At 70.6% G+C, this 23,097-nt stretch carries 22 protein-coding genes and 3 tRNA genes; 15 read left to right on the forward strand and 10 right to left on the reverse strand.

Features of this window, described 5'->3' with window-relative positions; translation table 11 throughout:
- The first annotated feature begins 61 nt into the window (after positions 1-61).
- From AB0H78_RS36250 to AB0H78_RS36265, 4 genes are all read left to right on the forward strand, one after another.
- Positions 62-1,081, forward strand: a complete 1,020-nt coding sequence (locus AB0H78_RS36250; RefSeq protein WP_363239084.1) for an NADP-dependent oxidoreductase — start codon at positions 62-64, stop codon at positions 1,079-1,081.
- Between the two features lie 69 nt (positions 1,082-1,150).
- Positions 1,151-1,579 carry an organic hydroperoxide resistance protein gene (locus AB0H78_RS36255; RefSeq protein WP_363239085.1) on the forward strand — a complete coding sequence of 143 codons (429 nt, stop codon included), beginning with the start codon at positions 1,151-1,153 and terminating at the stop codon, positions 1,577-1,579.
- Between the two features lie 165 nt (positions 1,580-1,744).
- Complete coding sequence (locus tag AB0H78_RS36260) at positions 1,745-2,515, forward strand: IclR family transcriptional regulator (RefSeq protein ID WP_363239086.1); 771 nt, start codon at positions 1,745-1,747, stop codon at positions 2,513-2,515.
- The gene (locus AB0H78_RS36265) at positions 2,512-3,354 is read left to right on the forward strand and encodes an SMP-30/gluconolactonase/LRE family protein (RefSeq protein ID WP_363239087.1); all 843 of its coding nucleotides are present in this window, start codon (positions 2,512-2,514) and stop codon (positions 3,352-3,354) included. The genes AB0H78_RS36260 and AB0H78_RS36265 overlap by 4 nt, the downstream gene beginning before the upstream one ends.
- A 9-nt stretch (positions 3,355-3,363) precedes the next feature.
- Here the strand turns inward: AB0H78_RS36265 and AB0H78_RS36270 are convergent, their stop codons facing one another.
- Positions 3,364-4,320 carry an NAD-dependent epimerase/dehydratase family protein gene (locus tag AB0H78_RS36270; RefSeq protein ID WP_363239088.1) on the reverse strand — a complete coding sequence of 319 codons (957 nt, stop codon included), beginning with the start codon at positions 4,318-4,320 and terminating at the stop codon, positions 3,364-3,366.
- A gap of 129 nt (positions 4,321-4,449) precedes the next feature.
- On the opposite strand from AB0H78_RS36270, the gene AB0H78_RS36275 reads away from it, so the two are divergent.
- Positions 4,450-5,163: a TetR/AcrR family transcriptional regulator gene (locus AB0H78_RS36275; RefSeq protein WP_363239089.1), complete on the forward strand. Its 714-nt coding sequence runs from the start codon at positions 4,450-4,452 to the stop codon at positions 5,161-5,163.
- 18 nt (positions 5,164-5,181) lie between these two features.
- On the opposite strand, the gene AB0H78_RS36280 is transcribed toward AB0H78_RS36275, so the two are convergent.
- Complete coding sequence (locus AB0H78_RS36280; RefSeq protein WP_363239090.1) at positions 5,182-5,775, reverse strand: XRE family transcriptional regulator; 594 nt, start codon at positions 5,773-5,775, stop codon at positions 5,182-5,184.
- A gap of 64 nt (positions 5,776-5,839) precedes the next feature.
- On the opposite strand from AB0H78_RS36280, the gene AB0H78_RS36285 reads away from it, so the two are divergent.
- A complete protein-coding gene (locus AB0H78_RS36285; protein WP_363239091.1) occupies positions 5,840-7,438 on the forward strand; it encodes an FAD-dependent oxidoreductase in 1,599 nt (532 codons plus the stop codon).
- 95 nt (positions 7,439-7,533) lie between these two features.
- On the forward strand, positions 7,534-7,848 hold the full coding sequence (locus tag AB0H78_RS36290; protein WP_363239092.1) for a hypothetical protein: 315 nt from the start codon (positions 7,534-7,536) through the stop codon (positions 7,846-7,848).
- Between the two features lie 3 nt (positions 7,849-7,851).
- Here AB0H78_RS36290 and AB0H78_RS36295 read toward each other — a convergent pair whose 3' ends face one another.
- Positions 7,852-8,709 carry an ABC transporter substrate-binding protein gene (locus AB0H78_RS36295; protein WP_363239093.1) on the reverse strand — a complete coding sequence of 286 codons (858 nt, stop codon included), beginning with the start codon at positions 8,707-8,709 and terminating at the stop codon, positions 7,852-7,854.
- Between the two features lie 195 nt (positions 8,710-8,904).
- Between AB0H78_RS36295 and AB0H78_RS36300 the strand changes: the two genes are divergently transcribed.
- On the forward strand, positions 8,905-9,093 hold the full coding sequence (locus AB0H78_RS36300; RefSeq protein ID WP_363239094.1) for a hypothetical protein: 189 nt from the start codon (positions 8,905-8,907) through the stop codon (positions 9,091-9,093).
- A gap of 20 nt (positions 9,094-9,113) precedes the next feature.
- Here the strand turns inward: AB0H78_RS36300 and AB0H78_RS36305 are convergent, their stop codons facing one another.
- Together AB0H78_RS36305 and AB0H78_RS36310 are read right to left on the reverse strand one after the other, a co-directional pair.
- Entirely contained in the window at positions 9,114-9,935 is an 822-nt protein-coding gene (locus tag AB0H78_RS36305; protein WP_363239109.1) for a DUF1206 domain-containing protein, read from the reverse strand.
- Between the two features lie 24 nt (positions 9,936-9,959).
- Complete coding sequence (locus AB0H78_RS36310; RefSeq protein WP_363239095.1) at positions 9,960-10,247, reverse strand: hypothetical protein; 288 nt, start codon at positions 10,245-10,247, stop codon at positions 9,960-9,962.
- A gap of 81 nt (positions 10,248-10,328) precedes the next feature.
- Between AB0H78_RS36310 and AB0H78_RS36315 the strand changes: the two genes are divergently transcribed.
- A complete protein-coding gene (locus AB0H78_RS36315; protein ID WP_363239096.1) occupies positions 10,329-10,796 on the forward strand; it encodes a hypothetical protein in 468 nt (155 codons plus the stop codon).
- Between the two features lie 8 nt (positions 10,797-10,804).
- Here AB0H78_RS36315 and AB0H78_RS36320 read toward each other — a convergent pair whose 3' ends face one another.
- Complete coding sequence (locus AB0H78_RS36320; RefSeq protein ID WP_363239097.1) at positions 10,805-15,496, reverse strand: tetratricopeptide repeat protein; 4,692 nt, start codon at positions 15,494-15,496, stop codon at positions 10,805-10,807.
- Positions 15,493-15,900: a hypothetical protein gene (locus AB0H78_RS36325; protein WP_363239098.1), complete on the reverse strand. Its 408-nt coding sequence runs from the start codon at positions 15,898-15,900 to the stop codon at positions 15,493-15,495. The genes AB0H78_RS36320 and AB0H78_RS36325 overlap by 4 nt, the downstream gene beginning before the upstream one ends.
- Between AB0H78_RS36325 and AB0H78_RS36330 the strand changes: the two genes are divergently transcribed.
- Positions 15,899-16,075, forward strand: coding sequence for a hypothetical protein (locus tag AB0H78_RS36330; RefSeq protein WP_363239099.1), 177 nt, complete (start codon positions 15,899-15,901; stop codon positions 16,073-16,075). The genes AB0H78_RS36325 and AB0H78_RS36330 overlap by 2 nt on opposite strands.
- 113 nt (positions 16,076-16,188) lie before the next feature.
- The gene (locus tag AB0H78_RS36335) at positions 16,189-16,710 is read left to right on the forward strand and encodes a hypothetical protein (RefSeq protein WP_363239100.1); all 522 of its coding nucleotides are present in this window, start codon (positions 16,189-16,191) and stop codon (positions 16,708-16,710) included.
- Between the two features lie 97 nt (positions 16,711-16,807).
- On the opposite strand, the gene AB0H78_RS36340 is transcribed toward AB0H78_RS36335, so the two are convergent.
- The 3 genes from AB0H78_RS36340 to AB0H78_RS36350 all read right to left on the reverse strand — a co-directional run bounded on the left by AB0H78_RS36340 (position 16,808) and on the right by AB0H78_RS36350 (position 17,235).
- A tRNA-Ile gene (locus AB0H78_RS36340) sits at positions 16,808-16,884 on the reverse strand.
- 190 nt (positions 16,885-17,074) lie between these two features.
- A tRNA-Asn gene (locus AB0H78_RS36345) sits at positions 17,075-17,147 on the reverse strand.
- 15 nt (positions 17,148-17,162) lie between these two features.
- A tRNA-Asn gene (locus AB0H78_RS36350) sits at positions 17,163-17,235 on the reverse strand.
- 172 nt (positions 17,236-17,407) lie between these two features.
- Between AB0H78_RS36350 and AB0H78_RS36355 the strand changes: the two genes are divergently transcribed.
- The 4 genes from AB0H78_RS36355 to AB0H78_RS36370 all read left to right on the forward strand — a co-directional run bounded on the left by AB0H78_RS36355 (position 17,408) and on the right by AB0H78_RS36370 (position 22,956).
- The gene (locus AB0H78_RS36355; protein WP_363239101.1) at positions 17,408-17,719 is read left to right on the forward strand and encodes a YtxH domain-containing protein; all 312 of its coding nucleotides are present in this window, start codon (positions 17,408-17,410) and stop codon (positions 17,717-17,719) included.
- 29 nt (positions 17,720-17,748) lie between these two features.
- On the forward strand, positions 17,749-19,197 hold the full coding sequence (locus tag AB0H78_RS36360) for an FGGY family carbohydrate kinase (RefSeq protein WP_363239102.1): 1,449 nt from the start codon (positions 17,749-17,751) through the stop codon (positions 19,195-19,197).
- Positions 19,198-19,288: 91 nt separating this feature from the next.
- The gene (locus tag AB0H78_RS36365; protein ID WP_363239103.1) at positions 19,289-21,028 is read left to right on the forward strand and encodes an ABC transporter ATP-binding protein; all 1,740 of its coding nucleotides are present in this window, start codon (positions 19,289-19,291) and stop codon (positions 21,026-21,028) included.
- Complete coding sequence (locus tag AB0H78_RS36370; RefSeq protein ID WP_363239104.1) at positions 21,028-22,956, forward strand: ABC transporter ATP-binding protein; 1,929 nt, start codon at positions 21,028-21,030, stop codon at positions 22,954-22,956. The genes AB0H78_RS36365 and AB0H78_RS36370 overlap by 1 nt, the downstream gene beginning before the upstream one ends.
- Positions 22,957-23,097: the final 141 nt, after the last annotated feature.

The following is a 23,097-nucleotide window of genomic DNA, read 5'->3' on the forward strand; positions in this document are numbered from 1 at the left end:
TCAAATATCTGGGAGCATGGTTGTTTGAGCATCTAAAGCTTTTCTAGGAGGTCGCTTCACCATGTCCGCACTCCCCACGGTCAGCCGCGAATGGCACCTCGTCCGCCGACCCAGCGGCTGGCCCGTTCCCGAGGACTTCGCGCTGGTCGAGACGCCGGTGGCCGCGCCCGGCGAGGGCCGGATCCTGGTCCGCAACCTCCACTTCTCCGTCGACCCGTACATGCGCGGCCGTATGAACGACGTGAAGTCCTACGTCCCGCCGTACCAGCTCGACCAGCCCATGGACGGCGGCGCGGTCGGCGAGGTCATCGCCTCGAACGCCGAGGGCTTCGCGGTCGGCGACCACGTCGTGCACGGTCTGGGCTGGCGCGAGATCGCCGACCTGCCGGCCAAGCACGCCACCAAGGTCGACGCCTCGCTCGCCCCGCTCTCCGCGTACCTCGGGGTGCTCGGCATGACCGGCCTGACCGCCTACGCGGGCCTCTTCGACGTCGCCTCCTTCAAGGAGGGCGACACCGTCTTCGTCTCCGGCGCCGCGGGTGCGGTCGGCAACCAGGTCGGCCAGATGGCCAGGCTCAAGGGCGCGGCCCGGGTCATCGGCTCGGCCGGTTCGGACGAGAAGGTCAAGTACCTCGTCGAGGAGCTCGGCTTCGACGCCGCCTTCAACTACAAGAACGGCCCCGTGTCCCAGCAGCTGCGCGAGGCGGCCCCCGACGGCATCGACGTCTACTTCGACAACGTCGGCGGCGACCACCTGGAGGCGGCAATCACCTCCTTCAACGTGAACGGCCGCGCCACCATCTGCGGAATGATCGCCCAGTACAACGCCACCGAGCCGACGCCGGGTCCGCGCAACATGGCGCTGATCATCGGCAAGCGGCTGCGCCTGCAGGGCATGCTCGTCAACGACCACGCGGCGCTCCAGCCGCAGTTCGTCGAAGAGGTCGCGGGCTGGATCGCCTCGGGCGAGCTCAAGTACGGCGAGACGGCTCTCGAGGGCATCGAGAACGGCGTCGAGGCGTTCCTCGGTCTGCTGCGCGGCGAGAACACCGGCAAGATGCTCGTCTCGCTGGGCAAGTAAGCTCGCTCCCAGCCGCCGTGATCGTGGGCGCGAGTCGCGGCGTACCAGCAGAAAAGGAACGGTTCCACCATGACTGTCCAGAAGATCGACGTCGCGTACACCGCTGTCGCCACCGCCGAGAACGGCCGTGACGGCCGGGTCTCCTCCAGCGACGGGCAGCTCGACGTCGTCGTCAACCCGCCGAAGGAGATGGGCGGCAGCGGCGCAGGCACCAACCCGGAGCAGCTCTTCGCCGCGGGTTACAGCGCCTGCTTCCAGGGTGCGCTCGGTGTCGTCGCGCGTGCGGCGAAGGCCGACATCTCGGGCTCGACGGTGACGGCCGCCGTCTCCATCGGCAAGACCGAGGCGGGTGGCTTCGGCCTGGAGGTCGCGATCACCGCCTCCATCCCGAACGTGGACGCGGCCACCGCCCAGGAGCTGATCGAGAAGGCGCACCAGGTGTGCCCGTACTCGAACGCCACCCGCGGCAACATCAAGGTCGAGCTCGCGGTCGCCTGACCCGCACTCCGGCCCCGGGGCCGCGCTCCGTCGCGTTCGCGCGTACGGAGCGCGGCCCTTTGCCGTACGCAGAAGCATTGCCCCGCGAACTGCGCTACGGATAGCCTGTGTTCGTCATTCCGGTCATTGGCCGGAGTTTCGAACAGATGGGGTGGGTGGACGATCATGGGACGACTGGTCCCCGCGGTGACCAGGGCGCTGGACATACTCGAGCTCTTCCTCGAAGGAGACGGGGCCCTGTCCGCGCCCGATGTGACCCGCAAACTGGAGCTGCCGCGCACGACCGTGCACGAACTGCTCACCACACTGGCCGCCCGCGGCTATCTCAACCCCATCCCCGAGCAGGCCGGACGCTACCGGCTCGGCGTGCGGACGTACCAGCTCGGCAGCCGGTACGCGGAAAAGCTCGACCTCGCCGCCGAGGGACAGCAGATCGCCCGCGAGGTCGCCGAGACCTGTGACGAGACCGTCCATGTCGCCATCCTCGAGGACACCGATGTCATCTACATCGCGAAGGTGGACTCCACGCACGCGGTCCGGATGGTCTCGGCCGCGGGCCGCAGGCTGCCCGCGCACTGCACCTCGGTCGGCAAGATGCTGCTCGCCTCGCTCCCCCAGACCGAGCTCGAGGCCCGGCTCGCGGGGCGCGACTTCGCCCCGATGACACCCAACAGCATTACGGATCCCGACGCGTTGCGCACCGCCCTCGCCGGGATCCGCGAGCGGGGTATCGCCGCCGAGCACCGCGAGTCGAACCCGGACGTGAGCTGTGTGGCGGCTCCGGTACGCAACCGGGCGGGCCGGGTGGTGGCCGCGCTCTCGATCTCCGTACCGATGATCCGGTGGAACGAGGAGCGCGAGGCGGAGCTCGCGGACCTGGCACTCAAGGGCGCCACGGAGCTCTCCACCCGCCTCGGCCACCGGGGGCAGCCGTGAGCCGATTCGAGGTGGCGGTAAGGGAGTTCGCCGAGCTCGGCGAGGGCCCGACCTGGGACGCGGCGGCCGGCCGGCTGATCTGGGTGGACATCCTCTCCTCACGCGTCCACACCTACGCCCCCGGCAGCGGCCGCCGCACCGTCATGACGACCCCCCAGCACGTGGGCGCGGCCAAACCGCGGACCGGCGGCGGACTGGTGGTCAACCTCCGTGACGGCATCGGCCTCTACGACCCGGACGGCGCTTTCAGCTGGCTCCGCCGCGACCCCGTCCCGGGCCGCCGCGGCAATGACGCGGCGGTCGCGCCCGACGGTTCGCTCTGGGCCGGGACGATGCGCTACGACGAGGCGGCCGGCGGAGGGACGCTGGCCCGGGTGACGGGGGACGGGGAGGCCTCGCAGCTGCTCACCGCCGCCGTCTCCAACGGCACGGGCTGGAGCCCGGACGGCTCGCGCCTGTACTACGTCGACAGCCCGACCCGCCGGGTGGACGTCTTCGACTACGACGGCCAACACCCCTCAGGGCGACGGGAGTTCGCCTCCATCGAGGAGGGCGCCGGCTTCCCGGACGGGCTGACGGTGGACGCGGAGGGCTGCGTCTGGGTCGCGCTGTGGGACGGGGCGCAGATCCGCCGGTACACCCCGGACGGGCTTCTGGACCGTACGGTCGCGCTTCCTGTACGCCGCCCGACGGCCTGCGCGTTCGGCGGCCGGGACCTGCGCGACCTCTACATCACGACCGCCCGCGTGGGGCAGGACGCCCCGCACCCGCTGTCGGGCTCCCTGCTGGTGCTCCCGGACGCCGGTCAGGGCCTGCCCCAGCCGGCGTTCGCCGGCTGAGCGGAGCGGTCAGCCGCGCGGCGCGGCGAGCAGCGTCCGGTACCAGTCGATCGCCATGTCCAGGGTGTCGGCCAGCGGCACGGGCCGGACGCCGAAGGTCTCCTCGAAGGCGGAGGAGTCCATGACCTGCGGCTCGGTGTGCTGGTAGAAGAGCTCGCCGTAGGAGTCCATGAAGGTCTGGTCGAACGGGCCGAAGGCGCGCGGCGCGTCGAGCACGACGGTTCGGAGCGGCTGCCCGACCCGCTCCTCGATCATCCGGAAGACCTCGCGGGTGGTGACGGCCGGGGCGGTCGGCAGGTGCCACACGCGGCCGTCGCCCTCCGGGTGTTCGCCCAGCGTGGCGAGCCCTGCCGCCACGTCGAGGATGTTCGTGTAGCTGTGCGGCAGGTCGATGTCGCCGAGGGCCGCGACATCGGTGCCGGTCAGCGCGCCGGGGAAAACCGCCCCGCCCAGCGTCGAGTTGAGCACCCCGGGCCCGGTGAAGTCGGCCGACCGCCCGAGGACGACCCTGGCCCTGCCCTCGCGATGTGCGGCCAGATAGATCGTGTCGAGCTCCGCGCGCATCCTGCCCTTGCGGGTGGTGGCCCGCCACGGCGTCTCTTCGGTCATGACCTCGCCGTGCGTCTCGCCGTACGGGTAGAGCGTGTCGAGGACCACCAGCCGGGCACCGGTGATCTCCACCGCGCCCAGGATGGCCTGCTGGATGCCGGGCATCACGTCGATCTGCAGGTGGTAGGCGACGTTCACGCAGTGGTAGACGACCTCGGCACCTTCGATGGCGTCGAGAGCCCCTTCGACTGTGCCCACGTCCGCCTTCCTGCGCCGTACGCCTTCGATGGCATCTCCCGCGCCCGAGCGGTCGACGAGGCGGACCGGGTGACCCCGGCGGGCCAGTTCCGCGGCGAGGGCGGTTCCTGCGGGGCCGGAGCCCAGGACGACATGGAGGTCGGTTTCGGTGACGGACATGGCGATCTCCCCAGAAGATGAAGGTTACATTGATTCGCTTCTGTTAGACACCGTAACTCTTGCGAGTAGTGATCGCAATAAGGAGGTCCTGTATCGTCTGCGTCGACCCCATTCGCACAGGAGGACTCCATGACAGCCGCACCGTCGAGCCCGCGGGCCCGCTATCGGGAGCAGACCCGTGCGGACATCAAGGAGATCGCCCTGCGCCAGCTCGCCGAAGGCGGGCCCGAAGCGGTGGCGCTCACCCGTATCGCCAAGGAAGTGGGCCTCTCCGGGCCCGCCCTCTACCGCTACTTCAGCAATCGCGACGATCTGCTCACCAGCCTCGTCAGAGACGCGTACGACGACGCCGCGACGGCCATCGGGCACACCGCGGACCGCCTCCCCGACAGCCCGCGCGAAGCCCTGCACCTGCTGGCCGGCGCCTATCTCGACTGGGCCTCGGCCGCACCCCACCGCTATCTGCTGATCCAGGGCAGCCCGGTGCCCGGATACGCGGCACCGCCGGACACGGTGGGGCGCGCCCGCGCCGTCCTCGGCCCCTTCGTGAAAATCTTCTCCGCCGGTGAACTCACCGATTCCGTAAGTCCGTTGGCCGGGGAGATGAGCACCTGGGCCGCCCAGGACGAGGCGGTCGCCGGCTGGCTGCGGGAGTACGCGGACCTGGCCCCCGACGACGCCCGCGCGGGCACCGCGCTGGCCGGCACGGTGCTCGCCTGGTCCGCTCTGCACGGCACCGTCAGCCTGGAGGTCTCCGGTCAGTACACGGGAATGGGGCACAGCGCGAAGACGCAGCTCACGAGCCAGATGAACATGCTGGCCGACACCTTCCGGCTGGCCTGATCCCGCTGCGGCGCCGGGCTACTTCTTGCCCGCAGGCCTGGCCCGTACGTGCATGCGCTCCCCCTGACGGCCGAAGATCGAAAGGATCTCGGCCGGCTCGGGGCCCGCACTGACGAAGATGTGCGGGGTACGGGTGTCGAACTCGGCGGCCTCACCGGGCCCGAGCACCACATCGTGCTCCCCCAGCACGAGCCGCATCCGCCCCTCCAGGACGTACAGCCACTCGTATCCCTCGTGTGTCCGCTGCTCCAACTCCCCGCCGTCGTCCCGGCGTCCGGGCAGGACGATCTTGTACGCCTGCAGCCCGCCGAGGTGGCGGGTGAGCGGCACGAAGGTCCTGCCGTACCGGGTGAAGGGCCGGGGATGGACGCGCGGATCGCCGGTGGGCGGCGCGTCCACCAGCTCGTCCAGCGGTACGCCGTACGCCTTGGCCAGCGGGAGCAGCAGTTCCAGGGTCGGCTTGCGCTGCCCGGACTCCAGCCGCGACAGCGTCGAGAGCGAGATCCCGGTGGTCTCGCTCAGCTGGGCCAGCGTGATCGCGCGATCCCGGCGCAGCAGGCGCAGCCGTAGGCCCACCGCGGTCAGTACGTGCGCGAGGTCGTCGTCTGCCATGCCTCCATTTGCTGCCCCGGCAAGAAACTTTGTCAAACGGTGGGCGCGGGCCGACCCTTTCCGTATGACTTCAGAAGCAGTGCAGCAGCAGACGCGGTACGACGTCGTGGTCGTCGGCGGGGGCGCCGCGGGCCTGAGCGGCGCCCTCGCCCTGGGCCGGGCCCGCCGCTCGGTCCTGGTGGTCGACGCGGGCCACCCGCGCAACGCCCCGGCCGGTCACGTCCACGCCTACCTCACCCGCGAGGGCATGGCGCCGGCCGAGCTGGTCGCCGAGGGCCGCAGGGAAGTGGCGCTCTACGGTGGGGAGTTCACCGCCGGCACGGTCACCTCGGCCGAGCGCGAACCCGGCGGCGGTTTCCGCGTCGCTCTGGACGACGGGCGGTCGTACGCGGCGTCGCGCCTCCTGGTGACCACAGGGCTGACCGACGAGCTGCCCGACGTACCCGGACTCGCCGAGCACTGGGGCAGCGGCGTGCTGCACTGCCCGTACTGCCACGGCTGGGAGGTACGCGACCAGGCCATCGGCATCCTCGCCACCGGCCCGCTCGCCGTCCACCAGGCCCTCATGTGGCGCCAGTGGAGCAGCGACATCACCCTCTTCCTGCACACCGCGCCCGAACCCACCGACGAGGAGTACGAGCAGCTGGCCGCCCGGAAGATCACGGTCGTGACGGGCAAAGCGACCGCGGTCGAGACGGCGGACGGCCGCCTCGCGGGCGTGACGACGGCCGACGGCCGGACCGTTCCCGTCCAGGCCCTGGTCGTCGCCCCGCGCTTCACCGCCGAGGGCGGCCTCCTGTCCGGCCTCGGACTGCGCCCCACCCCGCTGGAGCGGGACGGCCATGTCATCGGCAGCTACATCGCGGCCGACCCGATGGGCGCGACCGAGATCCCCGGCATCTGGGTTGCAGGGAACGTCACCAGCCTGCTCGACCAGGTGGTCGGCGCCGCGAACGCCGGAGTGCGGGCGGGAGCCGCGATCAACGCCGACCTGACCGAGGAGGAGACCCGGCTGGCCGTGGAGGCACACCGCAGGGCCGCCGGGGGCAAGGAGTTCTGGGACGCCCGGTACGCCGAGAGCCGGCGCATCTGGAGCGGCAACCCCAACGTGGCCATGGTCCGCGAGGTCGCGGACCTGGAGCCGGGCCGCGCGCTGGACCTGGGCTGCGGGGAGGGCGCCGACGCGATCTGGCTGGCCCGGCGGGGCTGGCAGGTCACCGCGACCGACATCTCCGCCGTCGCCCTGGAGCGCGCGGTCGCGCACGCCGAGGAGTCCGGGGTCGCGGACCGCGTCGACTTCCGGCAGCACGATCTCTCCGAGTCGTTCCCCGAGGGCGACTTCGACCTCGTCTCGGCCCAATTCCTGCACTCCATGGGCGAGTTCCCGCGCGAGGAGATCCTGCGCAGGGCCGCAGCGGCCGTGGCACCCGGCGGCACACTGCTGGTCGAGGGCCACTCGGGCCTCCCCCACTGGGAGAAGGACCCGCACCCGGGCGTGCACCTGCCCGGACCCGAAGAGGTTCTCGCCTCGCTCTCGCTCGCCGAAGGCGAGTGGGAGGTCCTGGTCAGCGAGGAGCACGAGCGCATGCAGGACGACCCCGAGGGGAACGCGACCCACCGCACCGACAACACGCTCAAGATCCGCCGCCTGAAGGCGAGTTGACACCCAATGGTCTAGACCTCGACTTGATCCTGGGCCATAGTGGTGGGCGGTCCGGCCGGCCGTCCCCCACTCGGTTCGCAGAGAAAAGGTCCCCCATGCGCGTGAAGTCCCTGCTGGCGCTCGCCGCCTGTTCCGCCTCGGCCGTCGGCATCCTCCTCACCGCTCCCGCTGCCCAGGCCGCGAGCCTCCCGTGCGGCCTGGGCAGCGACGGCGGCAGCGCCACCGCCACCTGCTGGAGCGGCTCCTCGTACACCTGGCGCCTGGTCGTCGACTGCAACGACGTGTCCAACGTCAAGTGGCCCGTAACGGTCAAGACCCTCTACTCCCCCTGGCACAAGGGAGACGGGACCGAGGCGCTCTCCTGCGGAGGCGCCCTGCGCGCGCTCGCCCACCTCGAGGCGCACAGCTAGCCACTACACCGCCGACGCGCCCTCCAGCGCGTCGGCGACCTCGGTGAGGAAATCCGCGTGGGCCCGCGCACTGCACGGAGCCTCCGGGTTCCACGCCACCACCCTTGCGCCGCGCGCGAATTGACCATCGAGCGGACCGGCATTGGACCGTACGTCTGCGAGCACGATCTCCGGACGCAGAGCGGACGCCTCGGCCCAGCCGACGGTGGACCAGTTGACCCCGCCCTCGGCCGGCGGCTCCACCAGGCTCACCCCGCACGCGGTGAGCGCGCGCAGTTCGGGCCAGGCTCCGGGGCGCGCCAGGTGCACCTGCTCCGCCCCCGCGGACGACAGCGCGAGCACCTCGGCCGCTCCCGGCCGGGCGCCGACGGCGTGCAGCCGCTGCTCGGCCGCGCCCAGGAGCCGTACGCCCTCCGGATCCACCGTCGCGCCGAGCGAGCGTGCGAGGTCGTCGAACCTCGCCCGGATCCCGGCCAGTTCATGCGTCTGCCCCACGTCGAGCACCACCACGGGGACGTGCTCCTCCAGCTGCTTGGCGACCCCGGGATCCAGCCCGTACACCTGCCCGCCGCCATAGCTGACCGCGACCACCAGATCGGGTGCGCCGCGCAGCAGACGCTCCACGTCCAGCGTCCCGCCCGCCCCGAGGTACGCGGTCGTGTCCCCGGTCAGCGCTCCGGCCTTCGCCCGGTCGAGCTCCGCCCCGTCGTGCAGCGACCCGAACACCCCGGCGCACACCACGCCGTGGTCGACCAGGGTGGCTCCCGCCTGGACGTAGGCCACCACCCTGGACGGCCGCCGTGCGGCCGCTGCCAACTGCCCCCGGTCATCGGTGAATTCCCAGCCCGTCTGCCCCATCACCCGCATGCTCCCCTCGCGTCCCGCCCCGGATTCCACACCACCTACCTGCCCACACCACCGGGTGCGAATCGGCCGCACGCTCGCGCGAGCGTTCGATCTGCTCGGCCTGTTCGGCCCGTTCGGGGGAACCCGGCGGACAACGGCACGGCCGACACCACCTGGTTCGGCCGGCCGTCACCCGGCAGGAGAAGCCAGATGCTCGGAATCGCAGCGGCCGTGCTCTTCATCGTCGCGTTCCTCATCCATGTCACCGAGACATCGACGGATGTGGTCTTCGGCCCGACGAGCCTGATGCTCCTGGGGCTTGCCTTCCTCGCCCTGCACCTGGCCGGGGTCGGCACCGGATGGGCGGCGCGGGGTCGCGGCCGGGGCCGCAGGCGCTGACGGGGCGCCGGCCGGCCCGGCTACAGCCGGCGCCAGCGCGCCGACGCGAAGGAGAAGACACCGAAGAGCATGAGCCCCACCGCGACGGCCACCAGGAGCCAGGGGCCCGCGGGCGTGTGCGCGAAGCTGCGGAGTGTGGCGTCCACGCCCTTGGCCCGGTGCGGGTCGTAGCGGACGGCCGCGACCAGGACGAAGACTCCCGCGGCGGCGAACACCGCGCCGCGGGAGACCCCGCCGCCGACGCCGAGGACCGTGACGGCCTGCCGCGTACGGTGGCCCATCCGCGCGGTCTCCAGCCGCTTCAGGAAGCTCCGCATGGCCGCCCGTACGGCGAGTACGACCCCGATGCCGATCAGCAGACAGCCGCCGGCGCCCACCAGGAACCTGCCGTACGACAGCTTCAGCACCTTCGCGGTCCAGTCCTGCGACTGCGCGTTGGAGCCGGAGCCCGCTCCGCCCCCGGCGGCGAACACGGCGGTTCCCCAGCAGACGGAGCCGTAGAAGAGGGCCCGGCCGCCGTCGAGCAGCCGGGACCCCGCTTTCCGCTCAGGTCCCGCGGACAGCAGCGCCCGCGAACCCCGCCACAGGGCCATGCCGGCAAAACCGACGACCAGCGCCCACAGCATCACCTTCCCGAAGGGCTGGGCGGCGATCTGATGCAGCGCACCCTGCCGGTCGGCCGAACCGCCGCCGTCACCGAAGGCGATCCGGACGGCGAGCGCGCCGATCAGTACGTACACCACTCCGCGCGCGACGAACCCCGCGCGCCCTGCGACGGTCAGCGTCTCGTTCTCGGCGGAGTGCCGGGTGGCACGCCGGGTGGCACGCCGGGCCGAGGCCATCAGAGTCCGGGACAACGTGCTCCTCTAGGAATGGTTGACCCGCCCGGCGACAGCCTGGCCGATCAGCAGGTAGACGACCGCGGGCAGACCGAAGTTGAGCACGGTGCGCCAGTTGGCCGAGTCGACGGTGAACAGGTCACGGGACCAGCCCGCCAGCCAGTTCGCCGCATGATGGACCCAGTCGACGAGGTCGTTGGCCGGGTTGGCCTTGAAGAGGTAGAAGGCGATCCACAGGATCAGAATCAGCGCAGCGATGTCGGCGGCGATGAGGATGGCCGTCGCGGCGGGGTTTCCGCCGTAGCGTCTGGACATACTCGACGGGTTGCCCCGCAGCGGGAGTTGAAACCAGACCACCGGGTGCGCCTGCGCCCCCGCATGTGATCCCCTGTGCAGGTGGAAGCCGTAGCAGTGAGTGTGATCGCCGTACTGGGAACCCTGATAGGCGCGGGGTCCACGTACTACTTCCAGCGCAAGGCCCAGGAGCGCTCCGAGGCGTTCACCCGCGTCGAGCGCCTGCGCCAGGAGCGCATCGACGCGTTCAGCGCGTACGCGGGAGCACTGCTCAACTACCGCCGTGTGCTGGTGTTCCGCTGGTTCGTCCTCCATGAGGGACGCTTCGCGGAGGACACCCCGGCCCTGCTGAACGAGACGTACACCAAGAGGTACGCGGCCCAGGAGGCCATGTTCCGGGCCCAGTTGGTCGGCAACAGCCCGGCGCTCACCGCCCTGGCCGAGGAGGCGATGGCGCAGATCACCGTGCTCCACCGGATCGAGTCACGCGCGGAGCTGGACGAGGCGCGCGACCGCACCCGGCAGTGCATCCGCGATCTGGTGTCGGCGGTCGCCCCACACGTCGGCTGACCCTCCGTTCACACCTCGTCGGATCGCGCCTGGGCGAGACTCTCTCGGACCGCCTGCGTCAGGGGGTGATCGGGGCCGTGCACGCGCGCGTACGCGGAGAGCGCCGCCTCGTACTGCGTGAGCGCGTGCGCCCGGTGGCCTGCGGCTCCGTATGCGCGGGCGAGATTCGTACGGGAGACGAGGGTGTCGGGGTCGTCCGCCCCCAGGACGCGCACCGAGTCGGCGAGAACCTCTTCGAACAGCGCGACAGCACGGTCCCACGCGCCTGCCGCCTGACAGGAGTAGGCGAGATCGTCCCGGGCGACGAAGGTCTCCCGGTGGTCGGGTCCGAGCAGCCGGACGGAAGCGGCGACCAGTTCCTCGCGGACCTGGAGGGCTCGGTCCGGATCGCCCGCCCTCACCAGCGCATGGGCGTATTCCTTGCGCCACTTGACGGTATAGGCGTGATCGGTCCCGAGGACCTCCTCGCCTCCCGTCACGGTTGCCTCGAACAGGGCGACCGCCCGGTCCGTATCGCCCGCGTCCCCGACGACGGACGCCAGATTGCCGCGTGAGACGACCGTGTCGGCGGCGTCGGTGCCCAGCACCCGCGCCGAGTCGTCGAGCGTGGCCTCGAACAGGGCGACCGCCCGCGCGAGGTCTCCGGCCGACCGGCACGCGTTGGCCAGTTCGTCCCGTGCCTGGAAGGTGTCCGGGTGGTCAGGGCCCTTGAGGCGTTCGGTGCCGGCCAGGGCGTCCTCGTACAGCGGGACGGTCTTCGCGGCGTCGCCCGCCGCCGTGTGCAGTTCGATGAGTGTGGAGCGTGCCTCGGTGGTCTCCTCGGCATCGGGGCCCAGCAGGCGCTGCCAGTCGGCGAGGACGGCTTCGAGCTCCGGGACGGCCCGGAGGTCGCCCGACACGTCGTAGGCCAGGGCGAGCCCGCGGTGCAGCGAGACCGTCTGGAAGTGGTCGGGGCCGAGGATCCGCTCGCTGTCGGCGAAGGCCTCGGCGAACAGTGCGGTGGCACGCTCCAGGTCCCCGCTGTCGCCGCACGCGGCCGCCAGGCTGTGCCGCGCGATCAGGGTTTCCTCGTGGTCGGCGCCGTGCGTGCGGATGCTCTGCTCGACCTGGACCTCGCACAGCGGAACGGCTCGCTCCCCCTCGCCCACCGCCATGTACAGGGCGACGAGGTTGGCGCGGGCCTGGGTGGTGTGCGGGTGGCCGGGGCCGTGCACCCGCTCGAGGTCGGGAAGGACGGCCTCGCCGACGGACAGCGCCCTGTCCATCTCCTCGATCTGCTGGAGCGCGATCGTCAGGTTGAGACGGCTGGACAGGGCGTCGGGGTGATCGGGGCCGTGTACGCGTTCGCGCTCGACGAGGGCGGTTTCATAGAGGGAGACCGCGTCCGGTGCGTTCGCGGACAGCGCGGCCAGGGCCAGGTTCTCGCGGAGCTGGAGTGTCCGCTCGTCGTCGGTGCCCCGCACCCGTACCCAGCGGTCGACGAGGCTCGCCCAAAGGGGCATGGAGCGTCCCGGATCCCCCGCACTCTGGTATGCGTAGGCAAGGTTCTCCCGGGAATCGACGGTGTCCGGGTCGTCCGTGCCGAGGACCCGCTCGGAGTCGGTGAGCGTGGTCTCGAACAGGGCGACGGCACGAGCGAAATCACCTGCCGATTTGCACACCGCGGCCACGTTGTCGCGCGCGACGAACGTCTCCCGGTGATCCGGCCCGTGTACGCGTTCGGTGTCGGCGGCCAGCTCCTCGAAGAGGTGCAGGGCCTGATCCAGGTCCCCCGCATCCCTGACCGCACCGGCCACCGCCCACCGCGCGACGAGGGCAGCGGGATGGTCCGGGCCCAGCACCCGCTCCCGGTCCGCCCGGGAAGCCGCGTACAGGTCCAGGGCCGCCTGCACCTCGCCCGCCTGGAGCAACTGATAGGCGCACCCGTCGCGGCAGATCCAGGTGTGCGGGTGCCCGGGCCCCAACGCCCTTTCGCAGTCGGCGAGTACGGCCTGGCAGGCGGACTCCGCACGTGCCGGGTCGCCGGCCTCCCCATAGGCGAAGGCGAGGTTGAAGCGGGCCCCGAGGGTGTCGGGGTGATCGGGTCCCAGGGCCCTCTGGCTGTCGGCCACGACCTGCTCGTACAGGGCGACGCCCCGCGCCCAGTCGCCCGAAGCCACCAGTGTGGCAGCGAAGTTGACCTGTGCGGACAGGGTCCACGGGTGGTCCGGGCCCAGGACCCGCTGGTGTTCGGCCGCACAGAGCTCATGGAGGGACACGGCTCCGTCCGCCGCGGTGGTCTGCCGCGCGATCGCGAGCGCGGACCGGGCACTGAGCGTGTAGGGGTGGTCCGGGCCCAACGTCCTTTCGCAGTCGGCCAGTACCGGCTCCGCCAGCGCGACGGCCCGGTCCGAATCTCCGGCCGCCTCGCACGCCGCGGCGCAGATGATCCTCGCGTGGAGGAACTCGGGAAGGTCCGTGCGGCCCAGGCGCTCCCCTTCGGCGACCACGAGCTCGTACTGGACGACGGCCTGGGCGTTGTCCCCCGACACCTGGTAGCCGTAGGCGAGTTGGATCCGGGCATTGCGCATATACGGGTGGTCGTGGCCCAGTGCCCGCTCGCATGCGCCGACCAGGGTTTCGCTCAGGGCGATGCCCCGCACCAGATCACCTGCGGCCAGATACCCGGCGGCGAGGCCGATCCGGGTGACGAGGGTGGTGGGATGCTCCTCGCCCAGGACCCGTTCGCAGTCCGCGACCGCCGTCTCGTACGCGGGAACATACTTCGCGAGGTCACCGGCAACGAGGTACGCGCCGGCCAGGGCGACCCGGCAGATCAGCGTGTCGCGGTGGTCAGGGCCCATGATGCGTACGTAGTCGGCGAGGGCGGCTTCGTGCAGGTCGATGGCGCGGGCCGGATCCCCGGCCTCCCGGTAGGCGTAGGCAAGATTGTCCCGGGAGGTGAGGACGTCCCCGTGGTCGGGGCCCAGGACCCGCTCACGGTCGGCGAGCGTCGACTCCAGCAGCGGAAGCGCCCGGGCGAGATCCCCCGCCTCGGCGTACGCACTCGCGAGATTGTCCCGGGACGTGAGGGTGTCCTCGTGGTCGGGGCCCAGCACCCGCTCACGGTCGGCGAGCGTCGATTCGTACAGCGGAAGGGCGAGGCCGAAGTCCCCCGCGTCCCAGTACGCCCCGGCGAGGCGGTTGAGGACCGCCAGGGTGTGCGGGTCATGGGGGCCCAGCAAGCGGAGCGCCGACTCCAGCGAACGCTGCGCGAACTCGAAGCTCGGAGCGATCCTGCCCTGGCCCGCCTGGAATTTCCCCGCCTCGAGGAGCAGACGGCTCAGCGCCTCGTCGTCCTGCGCGGGCGGCACGGCGGAGACCAGCGCCTCGACATGGGGCAGCAGCGCGCGCCAGAGCGGCCAGCCCGTGGCGTCGTTGTTCGGCTTGCCGGGGAGGGCGGCGAGGAGCGACTCGGTGGCCCTCCGGCGCGCGTCGGCGATCGCGGCGACGGTGCGGTGCGGGTCGGCGGGGTCGGGGGTGCGGGCGATGGCCTGCACGAGCCGGTGCGTGCTGACGGTGTCCGAGGTGAGCGTGACCATGCTGTAGCTGCCGAGCAGCGCGAGCGACTGGTCGACGGCCAACGGGTCGTCGTCGAGCGCGGTGAGCAGGTCGCGCGGCACGTCGTCGGGGGCGAACCAGGCCAGTACGCGCAGCAGGTCGGCCGCGAGCGGGTCCTGGGCGCCGATCATGTCCAGCGTGAGCAGCCATACGCAGGCGACGGTGCGTCCCGGGTCGCCGCCGACGACGAGGGTGGCGAACATCCGGGCGGGGAACCGCCGGAACTGCTCCAGATAGCGGGCCGGTTCGGTCGCGGTCTGCTGGATGTACGCGGCGGCCTGTTCCAGCGCCAGTGGCAGGTATCCCAGCTCGGCCGCGAGCGCGGCGAGCGTCCGCCGGTCCTCGGGCCGGCCGCTGACCCGGCCGAGCAGGTCGACGGCGGCCTCTGGAGCCAGGGTGTGGACCGGGATCCGGTCACCGATGTTGTGCCAACCTCCCGCGCGACGGCTGGTGATGAGGTGCCTCCCTGTGCTGAGGGGACCGATCCACGGGGCGAGGTCCCGGGGGTCATGGGCGTTGTCGAAGACCAGGAGCCAGCCGTCGTGGGCCTGCAGCCAGGAGACGGCCCACTCGGCACTGTGTCCGCCGGCCGCGGCGCCGAGGGCCGCGAGCGGGTTCAGGCGCGCGGCCAGTTCCGCGAGTTCGGCGACGATGCCCTCGGCGGTGTCGGCCGCGATCCACCAGATCGGGTTGTACCGGTGCCTGAACCGGTGGGCGTACTCCAGCGCGAGCGTGCTCTTGCCGACGCCGCCGAGGCCGTGCACGACACGGACGACCGTCCCTCCGGAAGCGTTGCCGTTGCTGTCTCCGTTGCCCATGGCCGCGTCGAGGCGGGCCAGGTCGTCGTCCCTGCCGACGAACACGCCGTTGCGGGGCGCGGGAAGGTTGTTCAGCCCGGGAGGCGCCTCGACCTCGGTCGGCGATCTGAGGAGCTGGGCCGGGAGGTGCAGGCTGCGGGCGTCGATCGTCGGCCCCGCACCGGTGGCGATCACTCCGGTGTTGTTGTTCGCCGCCACCGCGCCCACACCGGACGACCCCGCCCCCGGCAGCATCACCGTCGGGCGGAGCGGTTCCGGGATCCAGGGCAGCGGCTGCGTCATCGCCGGATGGTGGCGTTGTCGCCGGTACTGATCACGCCCTCATTGCGCTGGGCGGCAACGGCACCGTCGCCGGACGCCGTGATCGACACCCCGGCCGGCGGGAGCAGCCCCTCGAGCTCGGCCGCCAGTTCGGCGTCGGCACGCAGCACCCTCTTGATCTGGGCGCGCAGCGCGGCCTGGAAGTCCTCGTCCTCGGGGTTGGCGACCGCGTCGTCCACGGCCCCCTCTACGGCCGCCCGGCTCTCCTCCCGGCGCCAGATCCGCTGCAGGATCCGCGTACCGAGCGAGACGGTCGCGTCCGCCCCGGCCCCACTCGCGCGGGTCAGCACGGCCGTTCCGTAACTCTGCACGGCGGCCGTCACATACGGCACGACCTGGTTCGCCAAAACGATTGCATCCACCATGGAGTTCCCCCACGCGCTGCATGTGTTCCACGACCTGCTGTACTCCAGAATCGCATCGCGGCGCGTACCGGGACCCGCTTCTGCACGCATCCACCCAAAGACGGGCACGTTCACCGCCGGCACCCGCACCGGGCTGCGCACCTGGATCGGGGACCCCTCACCGCTGTCCGTGTGACGGGGCGGCGTCCCCCGGAGCGGCGGCACCCGTATGCCGGTCATTTCATGTGCAAGTGGACGGGTTCGCGCGGCTCGTCCGGGCCGCACCTCGCACACCGAAGGAAGCGACACGTGACTACTCGCCCCCTCGCCCGGATCGCCGTGACCGCGGTGTCCCTGCTGGCGGTCGCCTTCCCGGGCGTCGCCCAGGCCGCCGCCGACACCGCGCCGAAGGACCCGTGCTGGCGCTACCAGGCGACGGTCAACCGTCACCAGGACCGCCTCGACGAGCTCAGCTCGCAGATCGACCCGGTCACGAAGAAGACCGAAGAGCTGGAGCACGCGTACCAGGACGCCGACAACGAGGCCGAGTACTGGCACACCGCCTGGTACGAGGCCCGCGACTGGGTCAAGTACCTCGAAGAGGACGAGTCGGGCGACTTCTCCGCGGCCGACTACGAGGCCGCGGTCAAGGCCCGCGACGAGGCCAGGGCCAACCTGGACAAGGCCAACGCCGAGGAGCGCAAGGCCTACGCGGCCCTGCAGGAGGTCAAGCAGAACCCCCAGCTCCTGGAAGACCGCGCCAAGACACAGAAGCTGCTGGCGCGCGCCGAGAAGGTGCTCGACAAGTGCAAGGCGCAGCCCAGCGCCTGACACGTCACCGCCACGATGAAGGGCCCGCCACCGAATGGTGGCGGGCCCTTCATCGTTACGTCTCGACTGGTCAGAACGTTTCTGCAAAGTCAGCGGGTGGTGGGGCGGGTGGGACTCGAACCCACGGCCGACGGATTATGAGTCCGCTGCTCTAACCGGCTGAGCTACCGCCCCTTACGGCGCGTCGCGCACACTTGTGCGCGCCGTCTGCCGCAGCATAGCCGCTCATACGATCTCCTGCCTCGGATGGTCGGCTTCGCATGACCATGAGGACTGCGGGGCGGCCCGAGCGGTTCCATCAAGGCCCTGAAGTCACCCGAAACAGCGGAAGAGGGGCCCCTCGGGGCCCCTCTTCCGTTTACTGCTCCCCCGACTGGACTCGAACCAGTAACCCTCCGGTTAACAGCCGAATGCTCTGCCAATTGAGCTACAGGGGATTGTGCTGAACTGCGCTCCCCCGACTGGACTCGAACCAGTAACCTGCCGGTTAACAGCCGGCTGCTCTGCCAATTGAGCTACAGGGGATTGCTGCGGTGCCTCGAACGTACCTACCTCGGATGTTCCCGGGGGGCGTGCGTCCGCTGCGACACATACATTAGCGCAAGCAGGGGGGTGCTCCGCCAATCGGTTCCGCCCCGGGTGATCAGGGGCGCGGCCGGGTAGGCGGTCCGCACCGACTGAGGGAAGGGTGGCTGCCATGCGGTACAAGCTCACGTTCGTCGCCGGACTGGCTCTGGGGTACGTGATCGGGACCCGGGCCGGCAGGGAGCGCTACGAACAGCTCAAGAAGTCCGCGCGCCAGGTCGCGCAGAATCCGGCCGTGCGCAACACCGTGGAGTCCGCGGCCCAGACCGGGCGCGAGGCGGCGGGCAAGGCGTACCACTCGGTGAGCGACAAGGTCAGTGCGACGGTCGGGGACAAAATGCCCGAGTCCGTGGCCGCCCGGGTGCGCTCGTTGAAGCAGCGCAGCGGCGGTGGCGAGGACGACTGGGGTACCAGTAACACCTGAGGCGCCCGAGGTGCGGCACAATCACCGGCATGGGGATAGTCGCCGGTCTTGACAGCTCTTCCGCGTTCACGCGCATCGTCGTCTGTGATGCGGACACGGGCGCCGTGCTGCGCCAGGGGTATGCGCCCCACCCAGTGGAGGCGAAAGCAGCGGAGGTCGATCCGCAGGCCTGGCTGCTTTCGCTGGGCGAGGCCGCGGGCGGAGGGCTGCTCGAGGGCGTTCAGGCCATCGGGGTCTCCGCGCAGCAGCACGGGCTGGTGCCGCTGGACCGGCAGGGCAATCTCGTACGGCCCGCACTGGTCGGCAACGACAAGCGGGCGCAGGTCGCCGCCGCGGATCTGGTGGATCTGCTGGGCGGCAGGCAGGCCTGGGCCGAGGCCGTCGGTTCCGTACCTCAGTCCGCGCAGCCCATAGCGAAGCTTCGCTGGATGGCCCGGCACGAGCCTGAGATCGCCGCGAAGGTGGCTGCCGTGATGCAGCCGCACGACTGGCTGGTGTGGCAGCTCCTGGGGCGGCCGGCGCGGCGGATCACCGACCGAGGGGCCGCTTCGGGCACCGGGTTCTGGTCCGCGGAGAGCGGGGGCTGGCGGCCGGATCTGGTGGAGCTGGCGCTGGGGCACCAGGCCGCGCTGCCCGAGGTGCTCGGGCCTTCGGAGGCTGCGGGGACCACCCCCGAGGGGCTGCTGATCTCGGCAGGGACCGGGGAGACCATGGCCGCCGCCTTCGGGCTCGGGGTGGGTGTGGGTGATGTCGTTGTTTCGCTGGGTGCCTCCGGGTCCGTGATGGCCGTGCACCACGAGGCGCTGGCTGATCCGAGCGGGGTCATCACTTCGTTTGCCGATGCCACCGGAATGCATCTGCCGGTCGTCCATACGCTCAATGCCGTACGGGCGCTGCGCGGCACTGCTGAGCTGCTCGGGGTGGACACGCTCGAAGAACTTTCCGAGCTGGCCCTGAAGTCGACGCCCGGCGCGTCGGGGCTGGTGCTGCTGCCGTACCTGGAGGGTGAGCGGACACCTCAACTGCCGCACACCGCCGGGACGTTGTCAGGGCTGCGGCGCGAGTCCATGAAGCGGGAGCATCTCGCGCGGGCCGCTTTCGAAGGCATGCTGTGCTCGCTGGCGGACGCCATGGAGGTGCTGCGGGGTCGGGGCGTGGAGGTGCGGCGGGTGTTTCTGCTGGGTGCGGCCGCCGAGCTCGGTGCCGTACAGGCCTGTGCGCCTTCGCTCTTCGGTGCGCAGGTCGTCGTTCCGCAGCCCGCCGACTATGCGGCGATCGGTGCCGCGCGGCAGGCCGCCTGGGCGCTGGGGGTTGCCGAGGGGACGCTCGACGAGGCGACTCCGCCGTCCTGGCAGGGGGCCGCGGCGCAGGTGCTGGAGCCCGGCGAGGAGCTGCCGGTGGGGCAGGCGGTGCGTCAGCAGTACGTCGCCACGCGTGACCAGATCCACCCCGGCGCATTCGGCGACGGTGGTTCTTGACCCGCGCTTGAAGAAAACGGTTCGAGGTTGGGGCCGCGGGTGTCGGAAAATGGGGTCGCCTCACCCTCCTTCGCCGACCCCGAGAGACAGCGTGCTGATAAAACTCCTGCGGACCTATCTGCGTCCGTACAAGAAGCCGATGGCACTGCTGGCGCTGCTGCAGCTGCTCCAGACCAGCGCCTCCCTGTATCTGCCGACGCTCAACGCGGACATCATCGACAACGGTGTCGTGAAGGGCGACTCGGGCTACATCCTCACCTTCGGTGGCGTCATGATCGCCATCAGCCTGGTGCAGGTCGTCTGCAACATGGGTGCGGTCTATTACGGCGCACGGACCGCCGCCGCGGTCGGCCGGGATCTGCGGGCCGGGATCTTCGACCGGGTGCAGTCGTTCTCCGCGCGCGAGGTCGGGCACTTCGGGGCGCCGTCCCTGATCACGCGGACCACCAATGACGTCCAGCAGGTTCAGATGCTGGTGCTGATGGCGTTCACGCTGATGGCCTCCGCGCCCATCATGTGCGTCGGCGCGATCATCCTGGCGCTGGGGCAGGACGTGCCTCTGTCGCTGGTGCTGGTCGCCGTACTGCCGGTGATGCTGACCGCGGTGACGCTGATCGTCCGCAGGATGCGGCCGCTGTTCCGGACCATGCAGGTGCGGCTGGACACGGTGAACCGGGTGCTGCGCGAGCAGATCACCGGGAACCGCGTCATTCGCGCTTTTGTGCGGGACGGGTACGAGAAGGACCGCTTCCGCGGCGCCAATGAATCCCTGACCGAGGTGTCACTCGGTACGGGGCGGCTGATGGCGCTGATGTTCCCGACCGTCATGACCGTCGTGAACATCTCCAGCATCGCCGTGGTCTGGTTCGGCGCGATGCGCATCGACAGCGGCGCCATGCAGATCGGGGCGCTGACCGCGTTCCTCGCGTACCTGATGCAGATCGTGATGTCCGTGATGATGGCCACCTTCATGTTCATGATGGTGCCGCGCGCCGAGGTCTGCGCCGAGCGCATCGAGGAAGTCCTCGGTACGGATTCGAGCGTCGTGCCGCCGGACGCTTCGGCGTCGGTCAAGGAGCTCGCCCGGCACGGTCATCTGGCCGTGAAGGGCGCCGACTTCAAGTACCCGGGGGCCGAGGCCTCCGTGTTGCGCGGAGTCGAGCTGGAGGCCAGGCTGGGTGAGACGACCGCGGTGATCGGGTCGACGGGCAGCGGCAAGTCGACGCTGCTGGGGCTTGTGCCGCGGCTGTTCGACGCGACCGGTGGTGAGGTGCTGGTCGACGGTGTCGATGTGCGGACGCTGGATCCTGTGCTGCTCGCGAAGACCGTTTCGCTGGTGCCGCAGAAGCCGTATCTCTTCTCGGGGACCGTCGCCACGAATCTTCGCTACGGGAATCCGGAGGCGAGCGACGAGGACCTGTGGCACGCGCTGGATGTCGCGCAGGCCAAGGGATTCGTGGAGAACCTGGAGGGCGGGCTCAACGCGCCCATCGCCCAGGGCGGGACCAATGTCTCGGGCGGGCAGCGGCAGCGGCTGGCCATTGCACGGACGCTCGTCGCCCGGCCGGAGATCTATCTGTTCGACGACTCCTTCTCGGCTCTCGACTACGCGACCGACGCGGCCCTGCGCCGTGCACTGCGGCGCGAGACCTCCGAGGCGACCGTGGTGATCGTGGCCCAGCGGGTGTCGACCATCCGCGACGCCGACCGGATCGTGGTCATGGACGAGGGGCGGGTGGTCGGGACGGGCCGCCATCACGAGTTGATGGCCGGCAATGAGACGTACCGGGAGATCGTGCTCTCCCAGCTGACCGAGGCGGAGGCAGCCTGATGGCCGGTCCTGGTGGACGCATGATGATGGGCCCGGCGCAGAAGTCGATGGACTTCCGCGGGTCGGGCAAGCGGCTGGTGAAGATGCTCGCGCGCGAGCGCGCGGCACTGTCCGGGATGATCCTGGCGGTGATCTGCAGCGTCGCGCTGTCGGTGGTCGGGCCGAAGATACTGGGGCGGGCGACCGACCTGGTCTTCTCGGGGATCGTCGGGCGCGAGATGCCGAAGGGCATCACCAAGGCACAGGCGCTGCAGGGCTTGCGGGACAAGGGGCAGGGCGGGCTCGCCGACATGCTCTCGGGGACGGACTTCACCCCGGGGCAGGGCATCGACTTCGACAAGATCGGGATGGTGCTGCTCGCCGCGCTCGCGATCTTCGTGTGCGCGGGTCTGCTGATGCTGGTCGCCACGCGGCTGACGGCGCGGATCGTGAATGCGATGGCGTACCGGATGCGCGAGGACATCCAGGCGAAGCTGTCGCGGCTGCCGCTGTCGTACTTCGACAAGCAGAAGCGCGGCGAGGTGCTGAGCCGCACCACCAACGACGTGGACAACATCGGGCAGACCATGCAGCAGACGATGGGGCAGCTGATCAACTCGCTGCTCACCATCGTGGGTGTGCTGATCATGATGTTCTCGATCTCGTGGCTGCTGGCGCTCGTCGCGCTGGTGACCGTGCCGCTGTCGGTGGTGGTCGCGGCGCGTGTCGGGAAGAGGTCGCAGCCTCAGTTCGTACAGCAGTGGAAGGTGACCGGGAAGCTCAACGCCCATGTGGAGGAGATGTACACCGGCCATGCGCTGGTGAAGGTCTTCGGGCGGCAGGACGAGTCGGCGGAGCTCTTCAAGGAGCAGAACGACGCACTGTACGAGGCGAGCTTCAAGGCGCAGTTCAACAGCGGGATCATGCAGCCGCTGATGATGTTCGTGAGCAACTTGAACTATGTGCTGGTGGCTGTGGTGGGCGGGCTGCGCGTCGCCACCGGTGCGCTGTCGATCGGTGATGTGCAGGCCTTCATCCAGTACTCGCGGCAGTTCTCGATGCCGCTGACCCAGGTCGCCTCGATGGCGAATCTGGTGCAGTCGGGTGTCGCTTCCGCCGAGAGGATCTTCGAGCTGCTCGACGCGGAGGAGCAGGAGGCCGACTCGCCTTCCGCGGAGCGGCCCGAGGAGCTGCGGGGCAGTGTCTCGCTGGAGAAGGTCGCCTTCCGCTACGAAGAGGACAAGCCGCTCATCGAGGGGCTTTCGCTGGCCGTCGAGCCCGGGCACACGGTCGCGATCGTGGGGCCGACGGGTGCGGGCAAGACCACGCTGGTCAATCTGCTGATGCGGTTCTACGAGGTCACGGGCGGGCGGATCGCGCTCGACGGGGTCGACATCGCGAAGATGACGCGCGAGGACCTGCGGGCCGGGATCGGGATGGTGCTGCAGGACACGTGGCTGTTCGGCGGGTCCATCGCGGACAACATCGCCTACGGGGCCGCGCCCGGGCGCGAGGTGTCGCGCGAGGAGGTCGAGGAGGCGGCCCGTGCCGCGCATGCGGACCGGTTCATCAGGACGCTGCCGGACGGGTACGACACCGTCATCGACGACGAGGGGACGGGGGTCAGCGCCGGTGAGAAGCAACTCATCACCATTGCGCGGGCGTTCCTGTCCGATCCGGTGATTCTGGTGCTGGACGAGGCGACGAGCTCGGTCGACACCCGGACCGAGGTGCTGATCCAGAAGGCGATGGCGCGGCTGGCCCATGGGCGGACGTCGTTCGTGATCGCGCACCGGTTGTCCACGATTCGCGATGCGGACGTGATCCTGGTGATGGAGAACGGGTCGATCGTCGAACAGGGCACGCACGAGGAGCTGTTGGCGGCGGACGGCGCGTATGCGCGGCTGTACGCGGCGCAGTTCGCGCAGGCGGTCGCGGAGGTGGATTAGGGGGCACGGGGGTGGGGCGGGGGGGGGCCCCCCCCCCCCCCCCCCCCCACCCCCCCCCCGCCCCCCCAGCCCCCCCCCCCGGGGTGCGCCCACGCCGGGGGGCGGGGGGTGGTGAGGGGCGTAGGCACCAACTGGGGGGGT

This window comes from Streptomyces sp. NPDC050738 (assembly GCF_040654175.1).
GTDB lineage: Bacteria > Actinomycetota > Actinomycetes > Streptomycetales > Streptomycetaceae > Streptomyces.

Coding starts and splice junctions, on each gene's coding strand:
- AB0H78_RS36300 (WP_363239094.1), top strand. CDS start 8,905: ATGCTCGGAATCGCAGCGGCCGTGCTCTTCATCGTCGCGTTCCTCATC.
- AB0H78_RS36360 (WP_363239102.1), top strand. CDS start 17,749: ATGGGGATAGTCGCCGGTCTTGACAGCTCTTCCGCGTTCACGCGCATC.
- AB0H78_RS36280 (WP_363239090.1), bottom strand. CDS start 5,775: ATGGCAGACGACGACCTCGCGCACGTACTGACCGCGGTGGGCCTACGG.
- AB0H78_RS36310 (WP_363239095.1), bottom strand. CDS start 10,247: ATGTCCAGACGCTACGGCGGAAACCCCGCCGCGACGGCCATCCTCATC.
- AB0H78_RS36255 (WP_363239085.1), top strand. CDS start 1,151: ATGACTGTCCAGAAGATCGACGTCGCGTACACCGCTGTCGCCACCGCC.
- AB0H78_RS36330 (WP_363239099.1), top strand. CDS start 15,899: ATGGAGTTCCCCCACGCGCTGCATGTGTTCCACGACCTGCTGTACTCC.
- AB0H78_RS36370 (WP_363239104.1), top strand. CDS start 21,028: ATGGCCGGTCCTGGTGGACGCATGATGATGGGCCCGGCGCAGAAGTCG.
- AB0H78_RS36325 (WP_363239098.1), bottom strand. CDS start 15,900: ATGGTGGATGCAATCGTTTTGGCGAACCAGGTCGTGCCGTATGTGACG.
- AB0H78_RS36305 (WP_363239109.1), bottom strand. CDS start 9,935: ATGGCCTCGGCCCGGCGTGCCACCCGGCGTGCCACCCGGCACTCCGCC.
- AB0H78_RS36250 (WP_363239084.1), top strand. CDS start 62: ATGTCCGCACTCCCCACGGTCAGCCGCGAATGGCACCTCGTCCGCCGA.
- AB0H78_RS36355 (WP_363239101.1), top strand. CDS start 17,408: ATGCGGTACAAGCTCACGTTCGTCGCCGGACTGGCTCTGGGGTACGTG.
- AB0H78_RS36320 (WP_363239097.1), bottom strand. CDS start 15,496: ATGACGCAGCCGCTGCCCTGGATCCCGGAACCGCTCCGCCCGACGGTG.
- AB0H78_RS36290 (WP_363239092.1), top strand. CDS start 7,534: ATGCGCGTGAAGTCCCTGCTGGCGCTCGCCGCCTGTTCCGCCTCGGCC.
- AB0H78_RS36270 (WP_363239088.1), bottom strand. CDS start 4,320: ATGTCCGTCACCGAAACCGACCTCCATGTCGTCCTGGGCTCCGGCCCC.
- AB0H78_RS36285 (WP_363239091.1), top strand. CDS start 5,840: ATGACTTCAGAAGCAGTGCAGCAGCAGACGCGGTACGACGTCGTGGTC.
- AB0H78_RS36275 (WP_363239089.1), top strand. CDS start 4,450: ATGACAGCCGCACCGTCGAGCCCGCGGGCCCGCTATCGGGAGCAGACC.
- AB0H78_RS36260 (WP_363239086.1), top strand. CDS start 1,745: ATGGGACGACTGGTCCCCGCGGTGACCAGGGCGCTGGACATACTCGAG.